General features: G+C 65.0%; 20 protein-coding genes. 9 read left to right on the top strand and 11 right to left on the bottom strand.

Annotated features, from left to right (window positions below):
• Positions 1-22: 22 nt before the first annotated feature.
• Both GRI59_RS02375 and GRI59_RS02370 read right to left on the bottom strand, forming a co-directional pair.
• Positions 23-547, bottom strand: a complete 525-nt coding sequence (locus GRI59_RS02375; protein WP_160759592.1) for a VOC family protein — start codon at positions 545-547, stop codon at positions 23-25.
• Positions 544-2,136: a fatty acid--CoA ligase gene (locus GRI59_RS02370; protein WP_160759591.1), complete on the bottom strand. Its 1,593-nt coding sequence runs from the start codon at positions 2,134-2,136 to the stop codon at positions 544-546. Before GRI59_RS02370 ends, GRI59_RS02375 begins: the two co-directional genes overlap by 4 nt.
• A gap of 85 nt (positions 2,137-2,221) precedes the next feature.
• Here GRI59_RS02370 and GRI59_RS02365 point away from each other — a divergent pair, with 85 nt between their 5' ends.
• Entirely contained in the window at positions 2,222-2,626 is a 405-nt protein-coding gene (locus GRI59_RS02365) for a PaaI family thioesterase (RefSeq protein ID WP_160759590.1), read from the top strand.
• Between the two features lie 246 nt (positions 2,627-2,872).
• Here GRI59_RS02365 and GRI59_RS02360 read toward each other — a convergent pair whose 3' ends face one another.
• The gene (locus GRI59_RS02360) at positions 2,873-3,412 is read right to left on the bottom strand and encodes a nuclear transport factor 2 family protein (RefSeq protein WP_160759589.1); all 540 of its coding nucleotides are present in this window, start codon (positions 3,410-3,412) and stop codon (positions 2,873-2,875) included.
• Positions 3,409-4,410 carry an NADP-dependent oxidoreductase gene (locus GRI59_RS02355; protein ID WP_160759588.1) on the bottom strand — a complete coding sequence of 334 codons (1,002 nt, stop codon included), beginning with the start codon at positions 4,408-4,410 and terminating at the stop codon, positions 3,409-3,411. Before GRI59_RS02355 ends, GRI59_RS02360 begins: the two co-directional genes overlap by 4 nt.
• Positions 4,411-4,555: 145 nt before the next feature.
• On the opposite strand from GRI59_RS02355, the gene GRI59_RS02350 reads away from it, so the two are divergent.
• Positions 4,556-5,503, top strand: coding sequence for an SDR family oxidoreductase (locus tag GRI59_RS02350; RefSeq protein ID WP_160759587.1), 948 nt, complete (start codon positions 4,556-4,558; stop codon positions 5,501-5,503).
• A 234-nt stretch (positions 5,504-5,737) separates the two neighbouring features.
• On the opposite strand, the gene GRI59_RS02345 is transcribed toward GRI59_RS02350, so the two are convergent.
• The 3 genes from GRI59_RS02345 to GRI59_RS02335 all read right to left on the bottom strand — a co-directional run bounded on the left by GRI59_RS02345 (position 5,738) and on the right by GRI59_RS02335 (position 11,163).
• On the bottom strand, positions 5,738-6,967 hold the full coding sequence (locus GRI59_RS02345; protein ID WP_160759586.1) for an aromatic ring-hydroxylating oxygenase subunit alpha: 1,230 nt from the start codon (positions 6,965-6,967) through the stop codon (positions 5,738-5,740).
• Between the two features lie 176 nt (positions 6,968-7,143).
• Positions 7,144-9,639, bottom strand: a complete 2,496-nt coding sequence (locus tag GRI59_RS02340; RefSeq protein WP_160759585.1) for a TonB-dependent receptor — start codon at positions 9,637-9,639, stop codon at positions 7,144-7,146.
• A gap of 198 nt (positions 9,640-9,837) precedes the next feature.
• A complete protein-coding gene (locus tag GRI59_RS02335) occupies positions 9,838-11,163 on the bottom strand; it encodes an aromatic ring-hydroxylating oxygenase subunit alpha (RefSeq protein ID WP_237440647.1) in 1,326 nt (441 codons plus the stop codon).
• A 130-nt stretch (positions 11,164-11,293) separates the two neighbouring features.
• Between GRI59_RS02335 and GRI59_RS02330 the strand changes: the two genes are divergently transcribed.
• The gene (locus GRI59_RS02330) at positions 11,294-12,073 is read left to right on the top strand and encodes an SDR family NAD(P)-dependent oxidoreductase (RefSeq protein ID WP_160759584.1); all 780 of its coding nucleotides are present in this window, start codon (positions 11,294-11,296) and stop codon (positions 12,071-12,073) included.
• The gene (locus GRI59_RS02325) at positions 12,045-13,358 is read left to right on the top strand and encodes a spinster family MFS transporter (protein WP_160759583.1); all 1,314 of its coding nucleotides are present in this window, start codon (positions 12,045-12,047) and stop codon (positions 13,356-13,358) included. Before GRI59_RS02330 ends, GRI59_RS02325 begins: the two co-directional genes overlap by 29 nt.
• Here GRI59_RS02325 and GRI59_RS02320 read toward each other — a convergent pair whose 3' ends face one another.
• Both GRI59_RS02320 and GRI59_RS02315 read right to left on the bottom strand, forming a co-directional pair.
• Positions 13,359-14,138, bottom strand: a complete 780-nt coding sequence (locus GRI59_RS02320; protein ID WP_160759582.1) for an SDR family NAD(P)-dependent oxidoreductase — start codon at positions 14,136-14,138, stop codon at positions 13,359-13,361. It abuts the gene before it with no gap.
• Positions 14,138-14,785, bottom strand: coding sequence for a glutathione S-transferase family protein (locus tag GRI59_RS02315; protein ID WP_160759581.1), 648 nt, complete (start codon positions 14,783-14,785; stop codon positions 14,138-14,140). Before GRI59_RS02315 ends, GRI59_RS02320 begins: the two co-directional genes overlap by 1 nt.
• Positions 14,786-14,894: 109 nt before the next feature.
• Between GRI59_RS02315 and GRI59_RS02310 the strand changes: the two genes are divergently transcribed.
• Positions 14,895-15,413, top strand: a complete 519-nt coding sequence (locus GRI59_RS02310; protein WP_160759580.1) for a PH domain-containing protein — start codon at positions 14,895-14,897, stop codon at positions 15,411-15,413.
• Positions 15,410-16,969 carry a PH domain-containing protein gene (locus GRI59_RS02305; protein ID WP_160759579.1) on the top strand — a complete coding sequence of 520 codons (1,560 nt, stop codon included), beginning with the start codon at positions 15,410-15,412 and terminating at the stop codon, positions 16,967-16,969. The genes GRI59_RS02310 and GRI59_RS02305 overlap by 4 nt, the downstream gene beginning before the upstream one ends.
• On the opposite strand, the gene GRI59_RS02300 is transcribed toward GRI59_RS02305, so the two are convergent.
• The gene (locus GRI59_RS02300; RefSeq protein ID WP_160759578.1) at positions 16,915-17,232 is read right to left on the bottom strand and encodes an N-acetyltransferase; all 318 of its coding nucleotides are present in this window, start codon (positions 17,230-17,232) and stop codon (positions 16,915-16,917) included. The two genes, GRI59_RS02305 and GRI59_RS02300, sit on opposite strands and share 55 nt — an antisense overlap.
• Before the next feature lie 52 nt (positions 17,233-17,284).
• Here GRI59_RS02300 and GRI59_RS02295 point away from each other — a divergent pair, with 52 nt between their 5' ends.
• Both GRI59_RS02295 and GRI59_RS02290 read left to right on the top strand, forming a co-directional pair.
• Positions 17,285-18,319, top strand: a complete 1,035-nt coding sequence (locus tag GRI59_RS02295) for a threonine aldolase family protein (protein ID WP_160759577.1) — start codon at positions 17,285-17,287, stop codon at positions 18,317-18,319.
• Positions 18,316-19,230 carry a DMT family transporter gene (locus tag GRI59_RS02290; protein WP_183363532.1) on the top strand — a complete coding sequence of 305 codons (915 nt, stop codon included), beginning with the start codon at positions 18,316-18,318 and terminating at the stop codon, positions 19,228-19,230. The genes GRI59_RS02295 and GRI59_RS02290 overlap by 4 nt, the downstream gene beginning before the upstream one ends.
• Before the next feature lie 189 nt (positions 19,231-19,419).
• On the opposite strand, the gene GRI59_RS02285 is transcribed toward GRI59_RS02290, so the two are convergent.
• Entirely contained in the window at positions 19,420-20,214 is a 795-nt protein-coding gene (locus GRI59_RS02285; protein ID WP_160759576.1) for a Rossmann-fold NAD(P)-binding domain-containing protein, read from the bottom strand.
• Between the two features lie 51 nt (positions 20,215-20,265).
• On the opposite strand from GRI59_RS02285, the gene pepN reads away from it, so the two are divergent.
• Positions 20,266-22,929, top strand: coding sequence for an aminopeptidase N (gene pepN, locus GRI59_RS02280; RefSeq protein ID WP_160759575.1), 2,664 nt, complete (start codon positions 20,266-20,268; stop codon positions 22,927-22,929).
• Position 22,930 lies beyond the last annotated feature (1 nt).

Here is a 22,930-nt window from a genome sequence, read left to right as displayed (position 1 = left end):
CGGGTCACGCCCGGGGCGGGGATTAGCTTAGCTCCCGCACCAAATCGCACCCGTCCCAACCATTCGCCGCCTCGGCGACGAAATCATAGAACCCCGTCAGCTGCCCCGTCGGCTCATACAATTCCAGCATATGCCCAAGGCTTGCGCGGGTATCGACGAAGGCAAATGCGGTGCCCGTCTGCGTCACCGAAAGCTGCGCCAGCGGCGCGCCCTCGGCGGCGAAGCGTGCGATTGCTGCATCCAGATCATCGACGAACAGCGCCGCGTGATGCAGTCCCTCTTTGCCCGACCCGTGCGGAAACATGTCGTGCAGCGCGCTGGGATCAGGATTGTGCTGCACCACCAGCTCCACCATCACAGCGCCCCATTGGCCATAGGCGCTGGAGTGATCGAACGGCTGCTCCACCCCGCGATGGTGCGAGGAGGTCAGCGCGACATGGCGCAGCACAAAGAATGGCCCCGAGCCAAACTGCCGGTGATGCGCCGCTGCTGCCGCTTCAAGATCATTGACCTTGTAGGCGAGCTGGCGAACCGGCAACCCGGTCAATTGACCGCCCGGTCCCTGCCCACCCAATAGGGCGCGCGCAGTTCTCGGCGCAGAATCTTCCCCGAGGGGTTCCTCGGCAAAGCGGGGATGAAATCGACCGTCTTGGGGCACTTGTAGCCCGCGATCAGCGTGCGAGCATGGGCGATCAGTTCCGCTTCGGTCAGCGTCTCGCCCGGCTTCACCACCACGCAGGCCTTCACCGCCTCACCCCACTTGGGGTCGGGCACGCCGATCACGGCGACATCGGCGACCTTGGGGTGCGAATAGAGCGCGTTCTCAACCTCGGCGGGATAGACGTTCTCGCCGCCCGAGATGATCATGTCCTTCACTCGGTCGTGGATGTAGAGGTAGCCGTCTTCATCCAGATAGCCCGCATCGCCTGTTCGCAGCCAGCCCTCGGCATCGATGGTCGAGGCGGTGGCGTCCGGGTTGTTCCAGTACCCACGCATATTCTTGGACGAGCGCGTGGCGATTTCGCCGACGGTGCCCACCGGAACCGGGTTGCCTGCTTCATCGATGATCTTGAGCTCGACGCCCGCGAGCGGCTTGCCCACGCTCCGCATCCGGGGGCTGCCTTCGGGCACATGGTCCTCGGGATCGAGCGCCACGATCGTGCCGCTGGTCTCGGTCATCCCGTACATCTGCACAAACCCGCAGCCGATCACCCGCATCGCCTCGCGCATCAGCTCCAAGGGAATCGGAGAGGCGCCATAGGTGATGTATTTGAGGCGGCTGAAATCGGTCTCGGACACACGCGGATGGTTCAGCAAAATCTGGATCGCGGCGGGCACGAGGAAGATCTTCGAAATGTTGAAATTGGCGATCAGGTCCAATGCCTTGGTCGGATCATATTCCGGCAGGACGATGGAATTGGTGCCGGCGACCATCGTGCCGATGCCGGTGCCAGTGCCACTGATGTGGAAACACGGCATGGCCAGCAGCGTCACATCGCCGGGGATCGGTTCCTGCCAGCCGCGCATTTCCTCGCCGGAAGCGGTCGCATCGCGGCTGGAGAGGATCGAGCCGTGGGTCATCACCGCGCCCTTGGGCTTGCCGGTGGTGCCCGAGGTGTAGAGCTGCAGCGCATCGTCTTCGGCGCGCACGCGGTGGGCTGGGGGCGTCGCAGAGAAGCCATCGCGCCAGATGCGGTAATCGGTGCCGGTGAAGTCGGTCGCGTCGATGCCGATTACCTGCTCCACCAGCGGGCAGTCTGCACGGATGCCGCTGAGCACCTCGGCAAAGCCTTCGCCGATGAACACCACCCGCGCCTGACAATTGTCGAGGATATAGGCGACTTCCGGCGCGGCCAGCCGCCAGTTCACCGGGGTCATCACTGCCCCGATGCGCGCCGCGCCCAGAAACGCCTCGAAATAGAGCGGATGGTTCTTGCCGAGGAAGGCCACCCGCTCGCCCGGCTTGACGCCCAGTGCCGCCAGCCCATTCGCGGCGCGGTTGGCGCCTTCGTCGAGTTCAGCGAAGCTGATTTCCTCGCCCACGTAGGTGAAAGCGATAACGTCCCCCTGAACGCGCGCGTGATCGCGTACGACGTCGCAAAAGGACTCCGCTGCCAATGCTGTGTTCTCTCCCATGCGGCCAAGGATAGGGCTTGGCGGTGCGCCTGTCATTGGCACAATTCATAGCGGCGTGCGCCGCAGGCGGCGTTAGGGTGAGGGGATGGATATTCCTTCGGGCTTTGAACCGGCCGGTTTCACCCCCGGCTTTCTCGACCATGGCGGGCCTTACTATCTCGGGCCTGCTGTGGATGGCGTACGGGTGGTGGGCCTCAAGATCATGCCCCACCACATCAACTACCAGGACGCCGCGCATGGCGGGGTGATCTCGACCTTCGCCGATGTGGCACTAAGCCACACGGTCTATGATGCCGAGCGGCCCCGGCTGGCGCCTTCGACTGTGACGCTGACGGTGAATTATCTCAGCGGCGCGCGGCTGGGCGATTGGCTGGAGGCGCGGGTGCGGATCGACCGGCTGGGCGGGCGCACGGCCTATACCTCGGGCGGGGTGTGGCGCGGCGATGAGCAATTGGCGACAATGAGCGGGGTGTTTGCGTTTCGGCGGTGAAGGTTAGGCAGCTTTGCTGCGGGGTTTCACGCAGAGGCGCAGAGAAGAAAGGGGAGGCGCTGAGATGCCGCGCTCGCCGCGCCAGCGGCCTTCTTGTTTCACGCGAAGACGCGAAGAGGGCAGTCCGCGCTGCGGCGTCGTGCAACATCTTCGCGTCTTCGCGTGAAATTATTCGCGGCTTCGCCGCAGGCGCGACATCTCTGCGCCTCTGCTTCCTCTGCGCCTCTGCGTGAAACCCCTTTTTGCCTACCCCAACCACCCCCGCACAGCCGCCGTCGAGGGATCGCGCTCGTCGTGGTATCCGGCCGCGCCTTCGGGTGTGTCGGAGAGGTCAACGCCCTCCGCCATCCGGAACTCGCGCCAGTCATACAGGCCGGTGCGCTGGGCAATCCTCCACTCACCGCTCCGCTTCTCGAACCGGTCGACATAGCGCCCCGCCACGATCGCGGAATAGATCACGCCCTTGTCCGGGAACACCGCCGCCAGCGGGTAGCCGGGGGGGACGGTGTGCATCGCGGTCATGTAGGTTTCGGTGTGGCAGATGGTATCGCCTTCGAAGCCAAAGATCGTCTGGCCAAGTTGGTGCTGGGTCGCAAGGCACGGGTCGATCACCGCGCGCGCCTGTTCCACGAACCCGCGCCAATCCCCCTCGATCATTCCGAACCGGAAGATCGCATCCGCATGGAACAGATGCTCCATCATCCCCCACCGCCGCCGGTCAATCGCATGGGCATAGGCGGCGAGGATGTCGCGGATGGCTTCGCGGTCTTCGAGGGTTCCGGTCATGCTTCAAGCTCCACGATCACCTTGCCGATATTGCCGCCGGTGAACAGCTTGGCATAGGCGCTGAGGGTGTTTTCGAGCCCCTGCGTCACGTCATAGGGCATGACGAGCGCGCCCGCCTCGGTCCAGTCGCGCAGGCGGCGGGTGAGGGCGGGGCCTTCATGCATGAAGTCGGGCGAGAAGAAGCCCTCGATCCTGAGCCGCCGCATCAGCACCTGATCGAATTCGCGGGGGCTCGTGCGCCCGCCGCCGGTGTAATCGGCAAGCAAGCCGCACACCGCAATGCGGCCATAGTGGTTCATGCGGGTCAAAACCTGATCGAGCAGGTCGCCGCCGACATTGTCGAAGTAGATGTCGAAACCGCCAGCCGCATCAAGCTGCCCGCCCACATCCGCGGCCTTGTAATCGACCGCCCCGGCGATCCCCAATTCGTCGGTCAGGTAGGCGCACTTCGCAGCGCCGCCCGCGATCCCCCAGGCTTCGCAACCGAGCAGCTTGGCGACCTGCACCGCGAGTATCCCGGTGGCACCCGCGGCGGCGGAGACCAGCACCCGTTCGCCCGGCTTGGCCGCGCCGGTCTGTTCAACGCCCCACAGCGCCGTCCACCCGTTCATGCCGAGCGGTCCGAACCACGCGCGGCGGTCGGTGACGGTCGGATCGAGCACAATCGCGCCGGACATCACCGCATCGACCGTGCTGACATCGGCCCACTGCCCGAAAGCGCGCACCAGATCGCCGGGCGCGAAGCCATCGGCGTGGCTTTCCGTCACCTCGCCCAGCACCAGTCCCGACATCGGGATGCCGAGCGGGAGCGGCGGCTGATACCCGTCCTCGCGGTCGGTCAGCCACATCCTGGTCCCGGCATCCATCGACAGGTGCGAATTGCGGATGCGAATTTCGCCTGTCCCCAGCGGGGCAAGCGGGGCCTCGTCCAGCTCCAGCGCGGCGGCGAAATCGGTGCCTTCGGGGCGGCGCGCGATGCGCCAGAAACGGTTCTGCATTGGCCCACATTCCGGGCGCTGCGCCGCTACGGCAACCCCGCCTTTTCGCTAGGGGCCAAACCCGTGCGGCTATCAAATTGGCGCGGTGCGTGAGGGCGGGGCGCTTCCTAGTCTGCCCGGCAATCATAATACGGGAGAGACACGAATGGCACTTATCACAGTGATCGGCGCAAGCGGCAGGCAAGGTCTGGCGCAGGTGCGTCAGGCGCTTGCTGCAGGGTATGACGTGCGCGCCATCTCGCGCCGTCCGGACGCGCTGGAGGGCGCGCCGGTCGAGGGGGTGGAGCGGGTCGAGGTCCGGTCGATGGACCTCTACGACACCTCAACCTTCGCCGAAGCGCTCGAAGGCAGCGACTACATCTTCTACACCCACCCGCTGCAAGCCCGCGCGGACCGGGCCTATCTGATCGGCGAGGTCGGCAAGGCCGCCGCGCATATCGGGGTGAAGCGCGTGGTGTGGAACACGTCGAGCTGGATTCCTGATAAGCCCGGCGATCCCTTCACCTATGGCGAGAACACCAAGGGCATCAACGCGCTGTGGCGTTCTGGCGCGCCAGGGACGGTGTTCGGTTCGGTGCTGTTCATGGACAACCTGCTGACCAACTGGGCGCGGCCCTTCATCGTCAATGAGGGCCGGTATGTGTATCCGCACAACCCCAACCTTCAGGCGAACTGGATCAGCCTTGATGACGTCGCCCGCTTCATGCTGGCGAGTCTTGAGCGGCCCGACATGGAAGGTGCGTGGCTGAATATCGGCGGGCCGGAGCGGCTGGTTGGCAAGCAGGTGACGCAGTGCCTGTCGGAAGCGCTGGGCAAGGAGATCACATACGATCCCTGCACCCCCGAAGAATTCGGCCGCTATCTGGTCGAGGCCGCCGGTGACACCATGGTGCCCGAAATGCGCGAGGAATTCGCCAAGGGCATCCAGGCGTTCTACGAATACAACAACGACGCCCCGACTAAGCCCTTCGCGGTCGACATGGACCACGTTTATGAGCGCTTCCCGGAACTGGAAGGCAAGCTCGAGCCGCTGGGCGAATGGACCAAGCGTCAGGAATGGGGCGAGAGCAATTACCGGCCCGCGTTTGGGTGACGCTTTTGTTGCGGGGGCGCGTCCGCGCCCCCGTCCTCGCTAGGCGCGCAGCATAGCTGCGCCCGCTGCGGGCGGCCGGTCGGCCTTGCGAGGCCAACGGCGACGGTTCAGCGCAAGCCTGACACTTCACGGCCTTCACCTTCACCCCAGCGGAAGCTGGGGCCTAGAGCCTCTTGGTGTAGAGCTTGCCGCCCTAGGTCCCAGCTTTCGCTGGGATGACAAAGATTGGCAACGCTACTCCGCCGCTTGCCGCTGTTCCTGAGCGAAGATCTGCACCAGTTCTTCGTCGCTCGCCCGCGTCAGACGCTCGGCCCACTGGTGGAAGACCTGTCCGCCCTTTTCATTGCGGCCGAACAACACCTCTTTCATCAGCCCCGATTGCAGCGCCTGATGCTGGCGCTTTCCGGTGGCGTAATCCTCGTCGCGGACCACGATTTCGAGGAAGTTGAACTGGTCGTGCGCGGCCTGGACCTGCTCGGGCGTTTCGGGCTGGTTTTCCATGACGTAGTACTGGGTGGTGTAGCTTTCACCGACCGTGGCGCCGGGGAACAGTTGGCTGACCAGCGCCCCGCGCTGCCCGCCGCCGTAGAAGCTGGCGATCGAGATGTGCGGGAAGATCGTCCACACGCCCTGCACCAGCACTTCCTGCGGCAGTTCGTCATCGGCCAGCGCTTCGAGGTCGAGCGCCTGATCGTCATCCCCCTGCACCTTGATCGCGAACTTCGACGGAGTTGACAGGCGCTGGTGCGGGCCGAAGGCGAAGTAATTGGCGCGGTTGTAGAAGTCCGCCCCGAAGGTGTCCTTGTGCAGCACCGGCAGGTGGTAGAAATCGAGATAGCCGTCATAGGCCGTCTTCCAGTTTGGCCCGGGGATCGTGCGCTGGGCGAACAGCGTCCAGCCGTCGAACTCGAAGGCCTTGAGCAGATCGTCATAGCCGCACAGGTAATCGGCGATGGAAAGCTTGGAATGGGGATCGAGCGTCACCCAGATCAGCCCCGCCGCCTCGTGGACCGGGAACTTGGTCAGGCAATGCTGGCTCTTGTCGATCTTGCCGAAATCCTGCGAGTCTGCGACGCCGATCAGGTCGCCATCGGCCTTGAAGGTCCAGCCGTGATAGCCGCAGGTGAAGCGGCTGGCATTGCCGCAGCCCGCCGCCAGCGGATTGCCGCGGTGGGTGCACATGTTGAGGAAGGCGCCCATGCTGCCGTCCTTCTGGCGGGATAGCAGCAGCGGCACGCCGCAGATGTCCATCGCCTTGAAATCGCCGGGGTTGGGCAGTTCGCACGACGGCGCAACCATCAGCGGCAGGCGGCGGAAGATCTGCTTTTTCTCAAGCTCGAACAGGTCTGGGTCAATATAGGCGCTCGCCGGAATCCGCACGACCTCGTCGGCATATTCCATCGTATCGGCCGCGCCGTGGGCGACCAGACTGCGGGTCATTTCGACCAGTGTTTCGCGTGACATGGGTGATCCTCTCCCGGTTTGGCGACGATGTTGCGCTCGGCGGGTGGGAGCGGCAATTGGCACTTTTGTGCGCGTATGGGGAGGAGGGGGCCGCAGGTAAGCGGCCCTCAACGAGAAAGGGCGGGCCCTTGCGAGCCCGCCCCTGCCGTCATCCGTCATTCATGTCTGAACGGTGATCAGAAGCGGAAGCTGGTCTGCACGAACACCTGCCGACCGCGGTTCTGGGTCATCACGAAGTCGTCACCCACGCCCGGCTGCAGGAACGGACGCCCGCCGGTGGTGATGGTGAAGATCTCGTCGGTGAGGTTTTGAGCGATCAGCGAGAGCCTCCACTTGCCGTCCGGATCGCCGATCGAGACGTTCGCGTCGAGCAGCCAGAAGCTCGGCTGGACATAATCGTTCAGCGTCGCTTCGTCGGTGATATAGCCAGAGTTGTAGGCTGCGTTAGTCGACAGGAATAGTTCGAGGCCATCGCTGAGCGGGATGGCCCAGTCGGCCGCGATGTTTCCGGACCATTCCGGCGCCTGGCTGCCGCGGCGACCGTTAAGGTCGACGGTGCTGATGCCGAGCGGCTGGATGAAGGTGTCGGTGTATTGGGCATCAAGGTAGGACAGGTTGGCCGACAGGCTCAGCCCTTCCACCGGCGTGGTCCAGCGCGATTCGAAATCGATACCCTTGGTGGTCAGCTCACCGGCGTTACTGGTCGCGAACTGCACGCTCACCGCGTTAAAGTTCTGCACCTGAAGATCGGTGAAGACGTAGTAGAACGCGGTGCCATTGAAGGTGAAGCTGCGACCGGCCCATTGCGACTTGAAGCCGACTTCACCGCCCTCGGCCTTCTCCGATTTGAAGATCAGTGCGCTGAAGTCACCCGTTGCGGCGGCCTGGCTGAGGCTGTTGGACGGCAGCGCCGAGTTGTCGATCCCGCCCGACTTGAAGCCGGTCTTATACGAGGCAAAGAAGTTGAGATCCTCGTTCGCCTGATACTTGAGGGTGACTTCCGGCGAGATGTTGTCGTCGTCGAAGTTGATCGGGCCTGAGAAGTACCCGCTCTGCAAGAACGCCGGGCTAGGCCGGAACAGACCGCCGCCTGCCGACACATAGGCCAGCGAGTTGTGAACGTAGGGCACCGAGATCGTCTGCACCTTGCTTTCGTCGGTCCAGCGCACACCGCCCGACAGTTCAAGCTTGTCGGTGATGTCGAACAGCACAGAACCGAAGAACGAGAGCGCTTCGGTCTTGGTGATGTGGGTCTTGTCCCAGTCATAGGTGAAGCCCGTGCCCGGGGCCACGCCGCCGCCGACAAGCGGACGCGGGCCGCTCGGCCCGAAGAACGAGATGTTCACGCCCTGCTGCGAGGTGTCAAAGGTGAAGGTGCGGTCTTCGTAAAACGCACCGAGCATGAAGTTGAAGCTGCCGTCAAAGTCAGACGTCAGACGCAGTTCCTGCGTATACTGCTCGAGCTTGTTGATCGGGTCCGACGCACCTGCACCGCCCGGCAATCTGGTGCCGTTGGGGCCGGGGAAGAAGCCGCCATAGGAATAGGAGTCGAAGTCGACCGCATTGAGGTTGAGGAGGCCCGTGACCGAGGTCAGCGCCAACGTGTCGGACAGGTCGAGATCGAATTGCAGGCGCCCGAACCAGATTTCGCTTTCGCCGAAGGGCACGCCGTTGCGGCCTGCGGCCTTAGACGGGGTCGGCACGCCAGCCGCCAGCTGCGCTGCGGCATCGGGCAGGAAGTAGCGCTGGTCATTGGTGTTGCAGTCATAACCCGCCGGGATGTTCACCGCACCGCCCAGCAGGAAGACCGAGTCCGCCCGTCCGTTGGCGCCGCAGTTGATTTCCGCGGTGCCGATCGCGCCATCGTTCTCGTTCTTGGTGTATTGCAGCTTGAAGTTGGCGCGGAACCGTTCGCTCGGGTTCCAGTCAAGGGTCAGGCGGCCGATGAATTCCTTCAGCCCGCGTTCCTGATTGACCGCCGGGGTGCCGGCCTGAAGCCTCTGGAATTCGTCGATCTTGTTGTACTGTGCGGCCAAGCGGATACCCAGCGTATCGGTGACCGGGCCCGAGATGAACGCGTTGGCGAGGTAGCCCTTCTCCTCGAACTCGTAAGACGCTTGGCTGCCGACCTGCCAGGTCGCTGTCGGGTTGGCGGAGCGGATCGAGAGCACGCCGGCGGTTGCCGACTTGCCGAAGTAGAGCGACTGGGGCCCTCGCAGCACGTCGATCTGCTCGACGTCGAAGAAGCCCGATTGGACGAGACGCATGCTCGAGGCGATCACACCGTCGAATTCGAAGGCCACGGCGGAATCGAACGCCGCTGAGATGTTCGACGAGCCAACGCCGCGCAAGGAGATCTGACCGCCCGAACCCGAGCCGCCGACCTGCACGTTGAGGGTCGGCACGCGGCTGGTGACGTCAGCGACGTTGTCGATGTTGTACTTCTGCAGCGTGTCGCCGCCGATCGACGTCACGGTGACGGGGACTTCCTGCAGCGTTTCGTTCTGGCGGCGGGCCTGAACGATGATGACGTTGTCATCATCGGCGGCGGCGGTGTCGGCAGCGTCCTGCGCGTAGGCGACGCTTGGCATCGCGGCGAGGCCGCTCAGCGCTACGCCGCACAGCAAGGCACGGCGCATGCCGAACGCATTTCGGGCACGAAGTGTAGTCATGGCTCTCTCCCCTGTAGGCCGCGGCTCTCCCGCGTACCCGGTTATCCCCTGCCCGGGGGCGCATCTCCATCACGCCTTCCGGTATGCGTTACAGGTGTATGGAGCAGCGGCACGCGCGCCATCAGCAAAAGCGATAGTGAACTGCGTAAACTGCGACAAAAGCGCCACAGGCCTAGACCAAAGCGGGATTCCGTAACGTCATTCTGCCGCTTCCCGGTTCGCGGCGGCCTCGCCCCCTTGCTCCCGGGCCATCTGGCTGGCGCGCGGATCATTGGGCCACACCCAATCCGCGCCGATCACCGGTTCGACCCTCAGGTGCTCGGGCACATTCTCCGGCCCGATCATCCGGTCGAGGCTCTGGTGGAACGAATAGATCCGCGCCTCCTGATAGGACAGCGGCACGGACCGGAACGCCGAGCCTTGCATCGATTGCTGGATCGCCTCGCCGAACTGGGTGTCTTCAAGAATGATCGGGCTCATTTGCCGCCCGTTCGGCTGGCTGGCGTCAGGAACGGTCCACAGATCGGGCGCGGGCGCGTCGCCCCAATCCAGCGCCATCGTCACCAGTTCCAGCCGCGTGGTGCCGAGCGAGGTTGGCCAGAACACGAGCGGCGGCACGAAGTAGTTGCTCAAGGGGCTGACCCAGTTGGGAAACAACGTGTAGCTCTGGGTGCAGGTGCGCCCCAATTCGCCCACGGTCTCGATTTGCCGCCAGCCCGGCGGGCTGTCGATCGCGCGCACGTGCTCGCGGTCAGTCGTGCGCGGCGGCGGAGCGAGCATCCGCGCGTGGCCGTTGGGATAGATGGTGTTGAGGTTGCGGCTGCTGTCCACCAGCGGCGCGACCGTGTTCGGGTGGATGAAGGGCACATGGTAGACCTCCATGTTGGCCTCCATCGCCACCTTCCAGTTGCACTGGAGATCGAAGGAGTGCCGCGCGGCGAGCTTGATCCGGTCGAAGGCGAACTCCTCCCACTCGCGCGCCAATGGGCCGAGCCAATCGAGCAGCGGCATCGCTTCCATGTCGAAGTTGACGTAGATGATCTTGCCGAACAGCTCGCACCGAACGGGCAGCAGCCCGCGGCAGCTCATGTCGAAATCGGCCGGGAAATCGCGCCGTTCGGGCACGCCCACCAGACTGCCATCGGTCTTGTAGGTCCAGTTGTGATAGCCGCACATGAGGCGCGAGGATTTGCCGCGATCCTCCGTCACCACCGGTGCGCCGCGGTGGCGGCAGGTGTTGTGGAAGGCGCGCACTGTGCCGTCCATGCCGTGCACGATCACGATCGGATCGCCGGCATTGTGCCAGCGCATATAGCAGCCGGGTTCCGGGATCTCGTCCAGATGCCCGGCGAACAGCCAGCTCTTGCGGAACACGTGTTGCTGTTCGAGCGCGAAGTATTCGGGCGAGGTGTAGCGGCCGGCAGGCATATCGGGCAGCACCGGGAAGCCTTCAGGCGGCGCGGTGCGCTGGCCTTCCCACTCCATCAGCGCCTTCAGCCGCGCGATTTCTTCCGGCTCCATCATTTCCGCCTCTCCTCGGCTGCGCAGGTTACACCGCCGCTTGCCGCCAGCGTCCTCGCGCTTTCGACAGTGGCACGGACCCGCCCGCCCGATAGGCTGGCGACATATCAAAAAAGCTTTTGGGAGAGAGCATATGGCGGGACGGGTAGCGGGCAGGGTAGCGCTCGTGACAGGCGGGGCGATGGGTCTGGGCAAGGCCGATTGTGAGGCGCTGGCGCGTGAGGGTGCGAAGGTGATCGTCACTGACCGCGATGCCGAACTCGCCCATCAGGTGGCAGCCGCGATCGGCGGCGATGCGATGGCGCTCGATGTCACCAACGAAGAGCAATGGATCGAAGTGATGCGCGCCGTGAAGGAGCGCCACGGCGGGCTCGATATTCTGGTCAACAACGCGGGCAATGTGATCTTCGAAAGCATCGAGGATTGCAGCTTGGCGCACTTCAAGCTGCATCTCGAAATCCATGTGGTCGGCACGTTCCTCGGGTGCAAATATGCCGTGCCGCTGATGAAGCATCGCCACGAAGTGGTTGGCGGGGGCGGATCGTCGATCATCAACATGGCTTCGACTGCGGCGCTGATGGGCTATGGCAATATCCCGGCCTATGCCGCGTCAAAGGCGGGAATTGCGGGCATGACCCGCAGCCTTGCGGTCGATTTCCAGGACAAGGGCTACGGCATCCGCGTCAATGCGCTGGCGCCGGGCGGGATCGAAACCCCGATGGTGATGGGCATTTCCGGGCGCGGCGGCGAAAAGCCGATGGACATTCCCGAAGGCCCGTTGGCGATGGATGCGCTCGGCCATCCCAAGGATGTCGCGGGCTGCGTGCTGTTCCTCGCTTCGGACGAAGCGCGCTTTCTCAATGGCCTGACGATCCCGGTGGACAATGGCCTCTACGCCCGTCCCCACCACTGACGAGCGCCCCGGCGATCAGCCGGGCGCCTATCGCTGGTACGTCCTCGGTCTGCTGACGCTGACGAGTGCGTTCAGCGTCGCGGATCGGCTGGTGTTCGGCATTCTGGTCGAGGACATCAAGGCCGAGTTCGCGCTGTCGGATTTCGAGCTTGGCCTGCTGGGTGGAGCGGCATTTTCGCTGGTCTATGTGCTGGCAGGCTTCCCAGCGGCGCGGCTCGCCGACCGGTCGACCCGCAAGAACATCGTCGCGAGCGCGATAAGCTTCTGGAGCCTGATGACCGCCGCCTGCGGGATGGCGACCGGCTTCTGGACCTTGTTCGCCGCGCGCACCGGCGTCGGCGTGGGTGAGGGCTGTTCCGGGCCATCTTCGCAAAGCCTGGTCGCCGATTTCTTTGCGCGCCATGAACTTGCCAAGGCGATGGGCTATCTGACCTTGGGGTCGACCGTCGGCACGGCGTCAGGGTTGGTGTTCGGCGGGCAGCTGGCGGAGATGTTCAACTGGCGCTGGGCCTTCATTCTGATGGGCCTGCCGGGCTTGGTGCTCGGCCTCGTGATCTTCCTCACCGTGCGCGAGCCCAAGCGCGGGCGCTATGCTCCGGCGGGCACCGATATGGCGCAGCTGCCGCTGGGTCGCACGATCATGAGCCTCATCACCAATCGGGTGTTCATGGGGCTGGCGCTCGGCTGGGCGGTGCAGATCATGATCGGCTATGCGCTCGCCTTCTGGATGGCGGCGGTGATGCTGCGGCAATTCCCGATTTCGACCGGGGATGTTGGGCTTTATCTCGGGCTGACCTTCTTCCTTGGCGGGATACCGGGGCCGCTTATCGGCGGATACCTCACCCACTGGCTGACCTTGCGCGACGAACGTTGGCGCGCATGGCTGCCGGGGTTGGTGAGCCTCGGCTGCGTGGCACCGCTGGCGCTGAGCCTGACCTCGACCGGGTTCACCGCGTTCCTCGGCTGGTTCGGGCTCGCCTACGCGATTTACGTGGCGAGTCAGGCTGGGATCATGTCGGGCATTCAGGCGGCGGTCGAGCCTGCCAGCCGGGGCTTCGCCGTGGCGATTGCCCTGTTCTTCAACAATCTGGTCGGGCAGGCGCTGGGGCTGGCCGTGATCGGCGCGGTCAGCGACGCGATGGGCCCTACCTACGGGACAAGCGCCCTCGCGGTGGCGGTGTTCGGTGTGTGCCTTGTGTCGGGCCTGCTGTCGTTGGCGATCTTCGTGTGGACCGCGGCGCAGATGGGGCCGACCGGCTATCTGGAGAAGATGCGCGGGGGCTGATCAGAACCCCGGATGGATCGCCATCATCGCGCCGTCCACCAGCATCTCCGCCCCGGTCATGAACGGACATTCGTCGCTGGCGAGGAAGGCAATCGCTGCCGCCGTTTCCGAAGGATCGGCGAGGCGGTTCAGCGGTGAGGTTTTCGCCACGGCCGCGATCAGACCGGGGGTCTGGACTTCGGCCGCCGCAAGAATCCCCGTCATGGTCGCGCCGGGGATCACGGTGTTGCAGCGGATATTGAGGCCGCGCTGGGCGCACCATGTCGCCACGGACTTGGACAGCACCCGCACCGCGCCCTTGCTGGCCGAATAGCCGACATCGGTGGGCAGCGGCGCCATCGCGGTGGTCGAAGCGATGTTGACGATCGCGCCCTTCGATCCGCCCGGATTGTCGCGCATCGCCGCAATCGCCGCGCGGCACCCTACCATCGTGCCGGAAAGGTTCACGGCCAGCACCCGGTCCCACGCGGCAAACATCGCCTCGTCATCCCAATCGCCGATGCCCGCGCCCGACACCATCCCGGCATTGTTGACGAGGATATCGAGCCGCCCGAAGGCCGTCACCGCGCGGGCCACGATCTGCGGCCAAAGCGCGCGGTCGGAGACGTCCTGCACGGCGAACTCTGCGCCCACCTCGGCGCACAGCGCTTCGCCCGCTGCTGCGTCCAGATCCGTGCCGAGCACCTCGGCCCCGTCGGAGCGCAACCGCCGCACAGTCGCCGCGCCAATGCCGCTGGCGCAACCGGTGACGATGGCGACCTTACCCGACAGGTCAGGCATTACTCGGCCATCGTCCAGATCACGGCGCAGGGGCGGTGGTTGTGCGTTTCAACGAAGCGGGCGAGGTTGTCCGTCCCCTCAGGCAGCTTCCAGCCCACCGTGAAGCCGAAATTGGCAAAGGCGAACATGATCAGGTCGGCAAAGGTGAAGCGGCCCAGTGCAATGTGGTTGCTCCCACCGAGGTAGGAATCGAACATCCGCCACTTCTCGTCCGCCAGTGCGAACAACTCTGCGCCAGCCTCGGGCGTGACTACGGTCATGCGCGGTTCGAACATCGGGCGGCCGGTGGTCGCGCGGAAGCCCATCGTCATCGGCACGACCACTTCCTGATCGAACAACCGCACCCACTTGCGCACCTCGGCTCGCTCCAAGGGGGTTTCGCCAAACAGGTTGGGCGCGGGGTGCAGTTCCTCGACATATTCGCAGATCGGCCAGCTTTCCGTGAGGCAGGTTCCGTCATCCAGTTCCAGCGTCGGCGTGGTGCCCTGCGGGTTCTTGCCCATGTAGCCCGCATCCTGCCGGTTCTGGCCGGTGATGATGTCGTAATGGACGCGGGTGAAATCGCGACCTTCCTCCAGCCCCTTTTCGATCATGAACATCCGCACAAGACGCGGATTGGGGCCGAGGCTGGAATGGAGCGTGGTCATGGATGTTCTCTCCCGGAGTGATTTTGCATGGGTTCTAGGGGCGCAAAGCCCGCCCGTCGCCCTCATAAATGCGCTAGGCAAGCGCGCTGTATTGCGCCACTAATGCACCATGGATCACACGCCCGCCAACACGCCTGCCGGTCACCCGCTCGACGACGAAGGGGAGCTGACCAAACTGCACCCCGGTTACGCCCATGCGCTGCGGCTGCGCACCACGCTGACCGCGATCCCGTTCCTGATTGGCGCGCTGGTGGCTGAAGCGGCGATCCGCGATCTCGCGCTGATCCCGCAGGGTATCATCGCCGGGACAGTATTGGTGATCGCGCTGGCGCTGATCATTCGCGTGCCGGCGACCCGCTACAATGCGCGCGGCTACCAGATCAGCGCTGACCGGCTGCGGGTGGTGCGCGGATTGCTGTTCCGGTCGGACACGGTGGTGCCGTTCGGGCGGGTGCAACATATCGACGTGCATCAAGGCCCGCTCGACCGGTTCTTCGGCATCGCCACGCTGACGCTCCACACCGCGGGCAATCACAATGCCAGCGTGTCGCTCCCCGGCCTCGGCGAGGAGCTGGCGCGCGAGATGCGGGAGGAGATCCGCGCCCATATCCGCCGCGAGACGGTATGAGCGAGCCGCAGCGCACTGCGCCGATCAGCGTCATCCTCGGCGCAATCGGCAGCCTTCGCAGCGCGATATTTCCGGCGATCGCGATTGCCTTTTCAGGCATTGGCGGCGACGGGCGGTTCCTGCTCGCGCTCGGCGTCGGTCTGGTGTCGGTCGTGATCGGCACCGCCTTCAGCTATGCCCACTGGCGGCGACTGACCTACACCATTGGTGAAACCGACATCCGGGTCGAAAGCGGCCTGTTCAGCCGCTCGGCGCGATCGGTGCCCTATGAGCGCATTCAGGATGTCAGCCTCGAAGCCAAGCCGCTGCCGCGCCTGTTCGGGCTGGTGGCGGTCAAGTTCGAGACCGGGGCAGGCGGGGCCGATGACCTTGCGCTGCAATACCTCACCGATGCCCAAGGCGAGGATTTGCGCCAGCTGGTGCGCGAGCGGCGTGATGACGAGGCAGCGGTCAGCGTCGCCGACCCTCAAGCGCCGGTTCGCAGCGAGCCTGACGCTGGCGAAGTGCTCTATGCTCTCACGCCCGCGCGCCTGTTGACCTTTGGCCTGTTCGAATTCTCGCTCGCAGTGTTCGCGGTCCTTGGCGGCGCGCTGCAATATGTCGACAACGTTTCGGATATCGACGTGTGGAATGTCGATCTGTGGCGCGGCTGGCTGACCGAGCAGGGCAGCACGGTGGCGAGTCTTGGCCTGTTTGTGCAGGCAGCGGCGGCGATTGCCGGGCTGCTGGGGCTGGTCGTGATCGGCATGGCGACCGGCGTGGTGCGCACCGTGTTGCGCGACTGGGGCTTTACCCTGACCCGTTCGGCGCGGGGGTTCCGGCGACAGCGCGGGCTGCTCACCCGCACCGATGTGGTGATGCCCGCGCACCGGGTGCAGGGGCTGGTAATCGGCACCGGTCTGGTGCGCTACCGCTTCGGCTGGCACGGCCTAAGCTTCGTCAGCCTCGCTCAGGACGCGGAAGGCGAGAGCCACATTGTCGCGCCCTTCGCCAAGATGGAAGAGATCGCGCCCATCGTCAGCGCAGCGGGCTTCCGCCTGCCGGATGACAGCACGCAGTGGCACCGCGCCAGCACGCGCCAGCGCACCGACACTGTGGTCTTCGGCTCGGCGGTGTTCGTGCTGGCGGCGATCCCGGTCGCGATCTTCGCGCCTTTCGGGCTGTTCCTTGTGCCGCTCGGGGCAGCGGTGCTGGCAGCGGGCGCGAACCTGTATGCCTGGGAGTTCCGCCGCCACGCGATCGACGCCTCGCAGGTCTATGCCAGCCACGGGTTCTTTTCGCCGACCCGCCAGATCGCGACCCGGCTGAAGCTCCATTCAGTCGAAATCGCACAGGGGCCAATTGCCCGTCTGCGCGGCTATGCCACGGTGCATCTCGGGCTGGCCGGAGGGACTTTCACGATGCAGGGCGTGCCGCTGGCCGAAGCCCGGGCCTTGCGGGCGAGCGTGCTGGAAACCATCGCTTCGACTGATTTCTCGCGGTTGGATCAGGCCCCTCAGAATCAGGCCTTGAGCGAGCCCCACTCGGAGTTTTCCGAGAACTTCTTGGCGACGTAGGAGCAATCGGGGCGGATCAGGAAGCCCTGCCGCTGCGCATCCTCGACCAACCGGTCCACCAGCGCACCCGCAACGCCGCGTCCGCCGATCACCCGCGGCACGATGGTGTGGGCGGCGATGCGGATCTCCACGCCGTCACGCTCCCCGCCCGGTTCCCATTCCAGATAGCCTTCATCCGAAGCGCCTTCGACCACCGCGACATAGCGTCCGCCTTGACCCGCCACGTGGTGGGTGATTGTCAGCTTTGTCGGTTCCTCGCTCACTCACGTTACTCCTGCTTGTAATGGCTGCGCTGGCGGTTAGAGGCGACAATCCATGACCCCAGCCCAAACCTTCCCGTTCAAACCCTTCCTGTCCGACAACGCCGCGCCCGTCCACCCCCGGCTGTGGGAGGCGATGCGCAAGGCCGATGAACCGGACAACCCATACGATGGGGACGCGCTCTCGGCTGAGCTCGACGCAGCGTTTACCGCGCTGTTCGGGCGCGAATGCGCAGCGTTGTGGGTGGCTACGGGGACGGCGGCGAATTGTCTGGCGCTTGCCACGATGTGCGCGCCCCATGGCGGGGTGGTGTGTCACCGCGAGGCGCATATCGAGGTCGACGAAGGCGGCGCGCCGGGGTTCTTCCTCCACGGCGCGAAGCTGATGCACGCCGATGGCGAGGGCGCAAAGCTGACGCCTGAGAGCGTCGTGGCGGTGATCGACCCGATCCGCAATGATGTCCATCAGGTGCAGCCCCACGCCATCGCGATCACGCAGGCCAGCGAATATGGCCGCGCCTATTCTCCAGCAGAACTCGCAGCGCTGGGAGCTTTCGCCAAGGAGCGCCGGCTCGGCCTGCATATGGACGGTGCACGCTTCGCCAATGCGGCCGCGCATCTCGGCGGTTCGCCCGACGCAGCGGCTCGCGCGGCGAGCGGTCCGGTCGATAGTCTCGCCTTCGGCTTCATCAAGAACGGCGGGATGGGAGCCGAGGCCGTGGTGCTGTTCGATCCCGAAGCCGCTAGCCAAGTGCGCTACCGCCGCAAGCGCGCCGGGCACCTGCAATGCAAGGGCCGCTATCTCGCTGCGCAGATCCTCGCGATGCTGGATGACGGGTTGTGGCTCGCCAACGCCGCCCACGCCAATGCGGCGGCGCAGGAGGTTGCGGCGGGCTGCGCCGACCGGCTGCTCCACCCCGTCGAAGCGAACGAGCTGTTCGTGCACCTGACCGAAGCCGAGCGCGCGGCGCTGCGGGCGCAGGACTTCGCCTTCTACGATTGGGGCGCAAACTCTGCGCGCTTCGTCACCGCGTGGAACACCCGGCCTGAGGACGCGCAGGCGCTGGGCAAGGCCATCGCCGCGCTATGAGCGAAGTCTCCGCGCCGTCCATGCTCAGCCCCAAGGTGCTGATCCCCTTCATGCTGACCGGCACGATCTGGGGTTCAACCTGGTTCGTCATCACTGGCCAGATCAGCGATGTGCCTGCGGCATGGGGCGTGTTCTACCGCTTCATGCTGGCCACCCCGGCGCTGTTCGTGCTGGCGGTGGTAATGGGCAATCGGCTGAAGCTGAACCGGCCCGAGCATATGTTGGCGCTGGGTGTCGGCATTGCGCAGTTCAGCGGCAACTTCCTGTTGGTCTACCATGCGGAAAGCCACATCACGTCGGGCATTGTCGCGGTGATGTTTGCGCTGCTGATGGTCCCGAACGCGATCTTCGCCAAGGTGTTCATCGGCGAGAAGGTGCAGGGCGGCTTCATCGGCGGGAGCCTCGTGGCGATTGCGGGCGTGGGGATGCTGCTGGTGCACGAATGGAACGCGGCGCCTTTGGGGGGCAATGTGGGCCTCGGGATTGTGCTGGCGATTGGCGGGATGCTGGCGGCCTCTATTGCCAATGTGGTGCAGGCCAACCCCACCGGGCGCGGCGTGCCGATGGTGAGCTTTCTCGCCTGGGCGATGGTCTATGGCACCGCCTTCGATCTGGTCTATGCGCTGGTGACGGTCGGCCCGCCGCAGGTGCCAAGCGCGTGGCAGTTCTGGGCGGGGACGGCGTACCTCGCGATCATCGGTTCGGTGGTGACCTTCCCGCTGCACTACAATCTGGTGCGCGAGATCGGCGCGGGACGCACGGCCTATAACGGGATCGTGACGGTGTGCGTGGCGATGGGGCTGTCGACCCTGTTCGAGGGGTTCGAGTGGGATGCGCTGTCGGCAGGCGGCATGGGGCTGGCGTTGCTGGGGATGGGCTTGGCGCTGCGCTCTAAGCAGAAGAAGAAGTAAGGGGTTCACGCAGAGACGCAGAGAAACAGGGGAGACGCAGAGATACTGCGTCGAGCCGAAGGCTCGCTATATCCGGTCAGGCCTTGCATGGGTTGGGCCTGCGGCGCAGGGTGCACTTCCTCCGCGTCTTCCTTTTCTTCTCCGCGACTCTGCGTGAAACCTGCAACGCCTGCGGGTCGCCATGATTCATTAGAGGAGAGCGGCGAGTCCTTCCACAAAGGTCGGATAGCGCGGTTGCCACCCCAGCACCCGCTTGGCCTTGCCATTGGCGACCCGGCGGTTCTCCATGTAGAATCCGCGCGCCATTTCGGAGAGGTTCGCTTCCTCCAGCGTCTCCAACGGCGGCGGCTCAAGCCCGAGCAGGCGGCAGGCGTGTTCGGTGACCTCGTTACCGCTGCACGGCAGATCATCGCCGAGGTTGTAGGCCCCTGCGGGCGAACCCTGCGTCAGGGCGGCAACCACGCCGCTGACGATGTCGTCAACATGGACACGGCTGAACACCTGATCCGGCAGGTCGATCCGCCGCGCCTTGCCCTCTCGCACCCGGTCGAGCGCGCTGCGCCCCGGCCCATAAATCCCTGGCAGGCGGAACACCCGCGCACCCATGGCGAGCCATGCCAGATCAGCGTCGGCTCGCGCGTTCCTGCGGCCCTCTCCCGATTGCGCGATAGTGGGCGTCGCCTCGTCGACCCACGCGCCGGCGCGGTCGCCATAGACGCCGGTGGACGAGAGGTAGAACAGTTCCCGCCCCTCCAGAGCCTCGCCATAGACATCTAGCACCGGATCGCCGCCGCTGGCTCGGTCGGGCGGGACGGAGGAGAGGATGTGCGTCGCCTCGCCCAGCGCCTTCTGCACGGCCGCCCGGTCGCTAAAGGCGATAGCGCCCGCGCTGCCGGTGGCAGTTACGTGCCAGCCGCGCGTCCGCATCGCTTCGGCAATGCGTCCCGCCGTGTAGCCCAGTCCGAAGATCAGCAAATGCGCCATGGGCCAACCTAAAGATTGGACGCTCGCGCGAATCAACCTAAATCGGCGCTCATGGACATCGCAACCACCCCCATCACCCCCGACGGCAACCCCGAACTCGCCGACGCTGCCCCCACCCCGCACGAGCCGCCGGTCATCCGGCGCGAGGATTACCAGCCGTTTCCGTGGCTGGTGCCGACCACGCAGCTCGACTTCCGCCTGGGGCTGGAGGCGACCACCGTAACCGCGACCCTGCAGGTCGAACGCAACCCCGCTGCCGCAGCAAGCCGCGAGCTTTGTCTCAACGGCGACAGCCTGACAGCGCAAAGCGTAACTGTCGACGGCGCCCCGGCTGAGTGGCGGATGGACGGCCCCGATCTGATCGTGACCCTGCCGGGCGAAGCACACAGCGTCACCATTGTCACCCGGATCGATCCCAGCGCCAACACCCAGCTGATGGGGCTCTATGCGTCGAACGGGATGCTGTGCACCCAATGCGAATCGGAAGGCTTCCGCCGCATCACCTTCTTCCCCGACCGGCCCGATGTGCTCTCGACCTATGCGGTGCGGATGGAGGGCGATGCCAACCTGTTCCCGATCCTGCTGTGCAATGGTAACCGCACCAATGCGGGCGAGAACGGGGACGGCACCCACTGGGCCGAGTGGCACGATCCCTGGCCCAAGCCGTCCTACCTCTTCGCGTTGGTGGCTGGCGATTTGGTGGCGAACTCCAAGCCCTTCGTCACGGTCTCGGGCCGTGAAGTCGAGTGCAATGTCTGGGTCCGGGCTGAAGATCTCACCCGCACCGACCACGCGCTGGAATCGCTCCACCGGTCGATGAAATGGGACGAAGACGTGTTCGGGCGCGAATATGACCTCGACCTCTACAACATCGTCGCCGTCTCCGACTTCAACATGGGGGCGATGGAGAACAAGGGGCTCAACGTCTTCAACACCAAATACGTGCTGGCCGACCCCGACACCGCGACGGATGCCGATTTCGACGCGGTCGAAGGCGTGATCGCGCATGAGTATTTCCACAATTGGTCGGGCAACCGGATCACCTGCCGCGACTGGTTCCAGCTGAGCCTCAAGGAAGGCTTCACCGTGCTCCGCGACCAACTGTTCTCGCAGGATATGCGCGGCGAGGCGGTCAAGCGGATCGAGGATGTGCGCATCCTTCGCGCCGCCCAATTCCCTGAGGATTCAGGGCCGCTCGCGCACCCGATCCGCCCGGACTCCTACCGCGAGATCAGCAACTTCTACACTGCGACCGTCTACAACAAGGGCGCCGAAGTCATCCGCATGATGCGCTCGATGGTAGGCGTCGAACGCTTCCGCGCGGGCACCGATCTCTATTTCGACCGCCACGATGGCGAGGCCGCGACCTGCGAAGATTTCATCAAGGCGATCGAGGATGGGGCAGGGATCGACCTTGCGCAATTCCGGCGCTGGTATTCGCAAGCAGGCACCCCGCGCGTCACTGTGTCGCAGGCGGTCGAGGGTGACACGCTCAAGCTGACCCTCAAGCAGACCGTCCCCGTCACGCCGGGTCAGCCTGACAAGCTGCCCATGCCGATCCCCCTGCGGGTTGCGGTGCACTCACGCGGGCAGGGGGCACTGGGCGAAGAACAGCTGATTGTGCTGACGGACGAGGAGCAAAGTTTCTCTCTCCCGCTGACCGGCCCCGATCCGGTGGTCTCGATCAACCGCGGCTTCACCGCTCCGGTGGTGATCGAGCGTGCTTTGCAGCGCGAAGACCTCGTGTTCCTCGCCGCGCATGATGATGATCCTTTTGCTCGCTCGGAAGCCTTGCAGGAACTCGCCGTCAGCCACCTCGTCGGAACGGCGAGCGGGTCGCTGGCGGCGGGCGAACAGGCGGCAGGCGAAGCGGCGATCATCGGCGCGTTCCGGTCGAGCCTAGCCGACAATGCGCTCGACGACGCAATGCGCGGCGAATTGATGGTGCTCCCGTCCGAAACCTATCTGTTCGAGGTGATGGCGACCGGCGACCGCAAGGCTGATCCTGGTGCGATCCATACCGCGCGCGAGGGGCTGAAGGCTGCCATCGGCACCGCGCTCGCTGATGAACTGAACGCGCTTCATGCGCGGGCCTCGGCGGTAACGCTGGACGATCCGGCAGGACGCGGCGCGCGCAAGGTCAAGACCATCGCCTTGGGCTTGATCGCCGCTGCCGACCCGGCGCGGGCAGCGCATCTGGCGGCGGCGCAATATGACGCGGCGGACAATATGACCGACCGGCAGGGCGCCTTGATGGTGCTCTGCGGGCTCGACGGTCCGGAGCGCGAGGCCAAGCTGGCGGATTTCTACGCCCGGTACCGCGACAACGCGCTGGTGGTGGACAAGTGGTTCACGTTGCAGGCGCTCTCGCTTCACCCCGATGTGATCGCGCATGTGCGCCAGCTCGCCGAGCATCCGGACTTCACCATGAAGAACCCCAACCGCGTGCGGTCTCTCCACATGGCCTTCGCGGGTAATCCCAAGGGCTTCCACAAGGCCGATGGGGAGGGATATCGGATGGTCGCCGATGTGATCCTCGCGCTCGATCCGATCAACCCGCAGACGGCGGCGCGCTTTGTGCCTGCGCTGGGCCGCTGGCGGCGGATTGAGCCGGGCCGGGCGGCGCTGATGAAGGGTGAGCTGGAACGGATCATGGCGGCGGGCAATCTGTCGCGCGATACGTTCGAGCAGGTCAGCCGCAGTCTGGAAGGCTGAG

The organism is Erythrobacter ramosus, assembly GCF_009828055.1.
GTDB lineage: Bacteria > Pseudomonadota > Alphaproteobacteria > Sphingomonadales > Sphingomonadaceae > Erythrobacter > Erythrobacter ramosus.
This window is presented reverse-complemented; position numbering and strand designations above follow the sequence as displayed.

Bases quoted from the DNA above. Each gene is read 5' to 3' on its own strand.
- GRI59_RS02370 (WP_160759591.1), bottom strand. From the start codon at position 2,136: ATGGGAGAGAACACAGCATTGGCAGCGGAGTCCTTTTGCGACGTCGTA.
- GRI59_RS02365 (WP_160759590.1), top strand. From the start codon at position 2,222: ATGGATATTCCTTCGGGCTTTGAACCGGCCGGTTTCACCCCCGGCTTT.
- GRI59_RS02360 (WP_160759589.1), bottom strand. From the start codon at position 3,412: ATGACCGGAACCCTCGAAGACCGCGAAGCCATCCGCGACATCCTCGCC.
- GRI59_RS02355 (WP_160759588.1), bottom strand. From the start codon at position 4,410: ATGCAGAACCGTTTCTGGCGCATCGCGCGCCGCCCCGAAGGCACCGAT.
- GRI59_RS02350 (WP_160759587.1), top strand. From the start codon at position 4,556: ATGGCACTTATCACAGTGATCGGCGCAAGCGGCAGGCAAGGTCTGGCG.
- GRI59_RS02345 (WP_160759586.1), bottom strand. From the start codon at position 6,967: ATGTCACGCGAAACACTGGTCGAAATGACCCGCAGTCTGGTCGCCCAC.
- GRI59_RS02340 (WP_160759585.1), bottom strand. From the start codon at position 9,639: ATGACTACACTTCGTGCCCGAAATGCGTTCGGCATGCGCCGTGCCTTG.
- GRI59_RS02335 (WP_237440647.1), bottom strand. From the start codon at position 11,163: ATGATGGAGCCGGAAGAAATCGCGCGGCTGAAGGCGCTGATGGAGTGG.
- GRI59_RS02330 (WP_160759584.1), top strand. From the start codon at position 11,294: ATGGCGGGACGGGTAGCGGGCAGGGTAGCGCTCGTGACAGGCGGGGCG.
- GRI59_RS02325 (WP_160759583.1), top strand. From the start codon at position 12,045: ATGGCCTCTACGCCCGTCCCCACCACTGACGAGCGCCCCGGCGATCAG.
- GRI59_RS02320 (WP_160759582.1), bottom strand. From the start codon at position 14,138: ATGCCTGACCTGTCGGGTAAGGTCGCCATCGTCACCGGTTGCGCCAGC.
- GRI59_RS02315 (WP_160759581.1), bottom strand. From the start codon at position 14,785: ATGACCACGCTCCATTCCAGCCTCGGCCCCAATCCGCGTCTTGTGCGG.
- GRI59_RS02310 (WP_160759580.1), top strand. From the start codon at position 14,895: ATGGATCACACGCCCGCCAACACGCCTGCCGGTCACCCGCTCGACGAC.
- GRI59_RS02305 (WP_160759579.1), top strand. From the start codon at position 15,410: ATGAGCGAGCCGCAGCGCACTGCGCCGATCAGCGTCATCCTCGGCGCA.
- GRI59_RS02295 (WP_160759577.1), top strand. From the start codon at position 17,285: ATGACCCCAGCCCAAACCTTCCCGTTCAAACCCTTCCTGTCCGACAAC.
- GRI59_RS02290 (WP_183363532.1), top strand. From the start codon at position 18,316: ATGAGCGAAGTCTCCGCGCCGTCCATGCTCAGCCCCAAGGTGCTGATC.
- GRI59_RS02285 (WP_160759576.1), bottom strand. From the start codon at position 20,214: ATGGCGCATTTGCTGATCTTCGGACTGGGCTACACGGCGGGACGCATT.
- pepN (WP_160759575.1), top strand. From the start codon at position 20,266: ATGGACATCGCAACCACCCCCATCACCCCCGACGGCAACCCCGAACTC.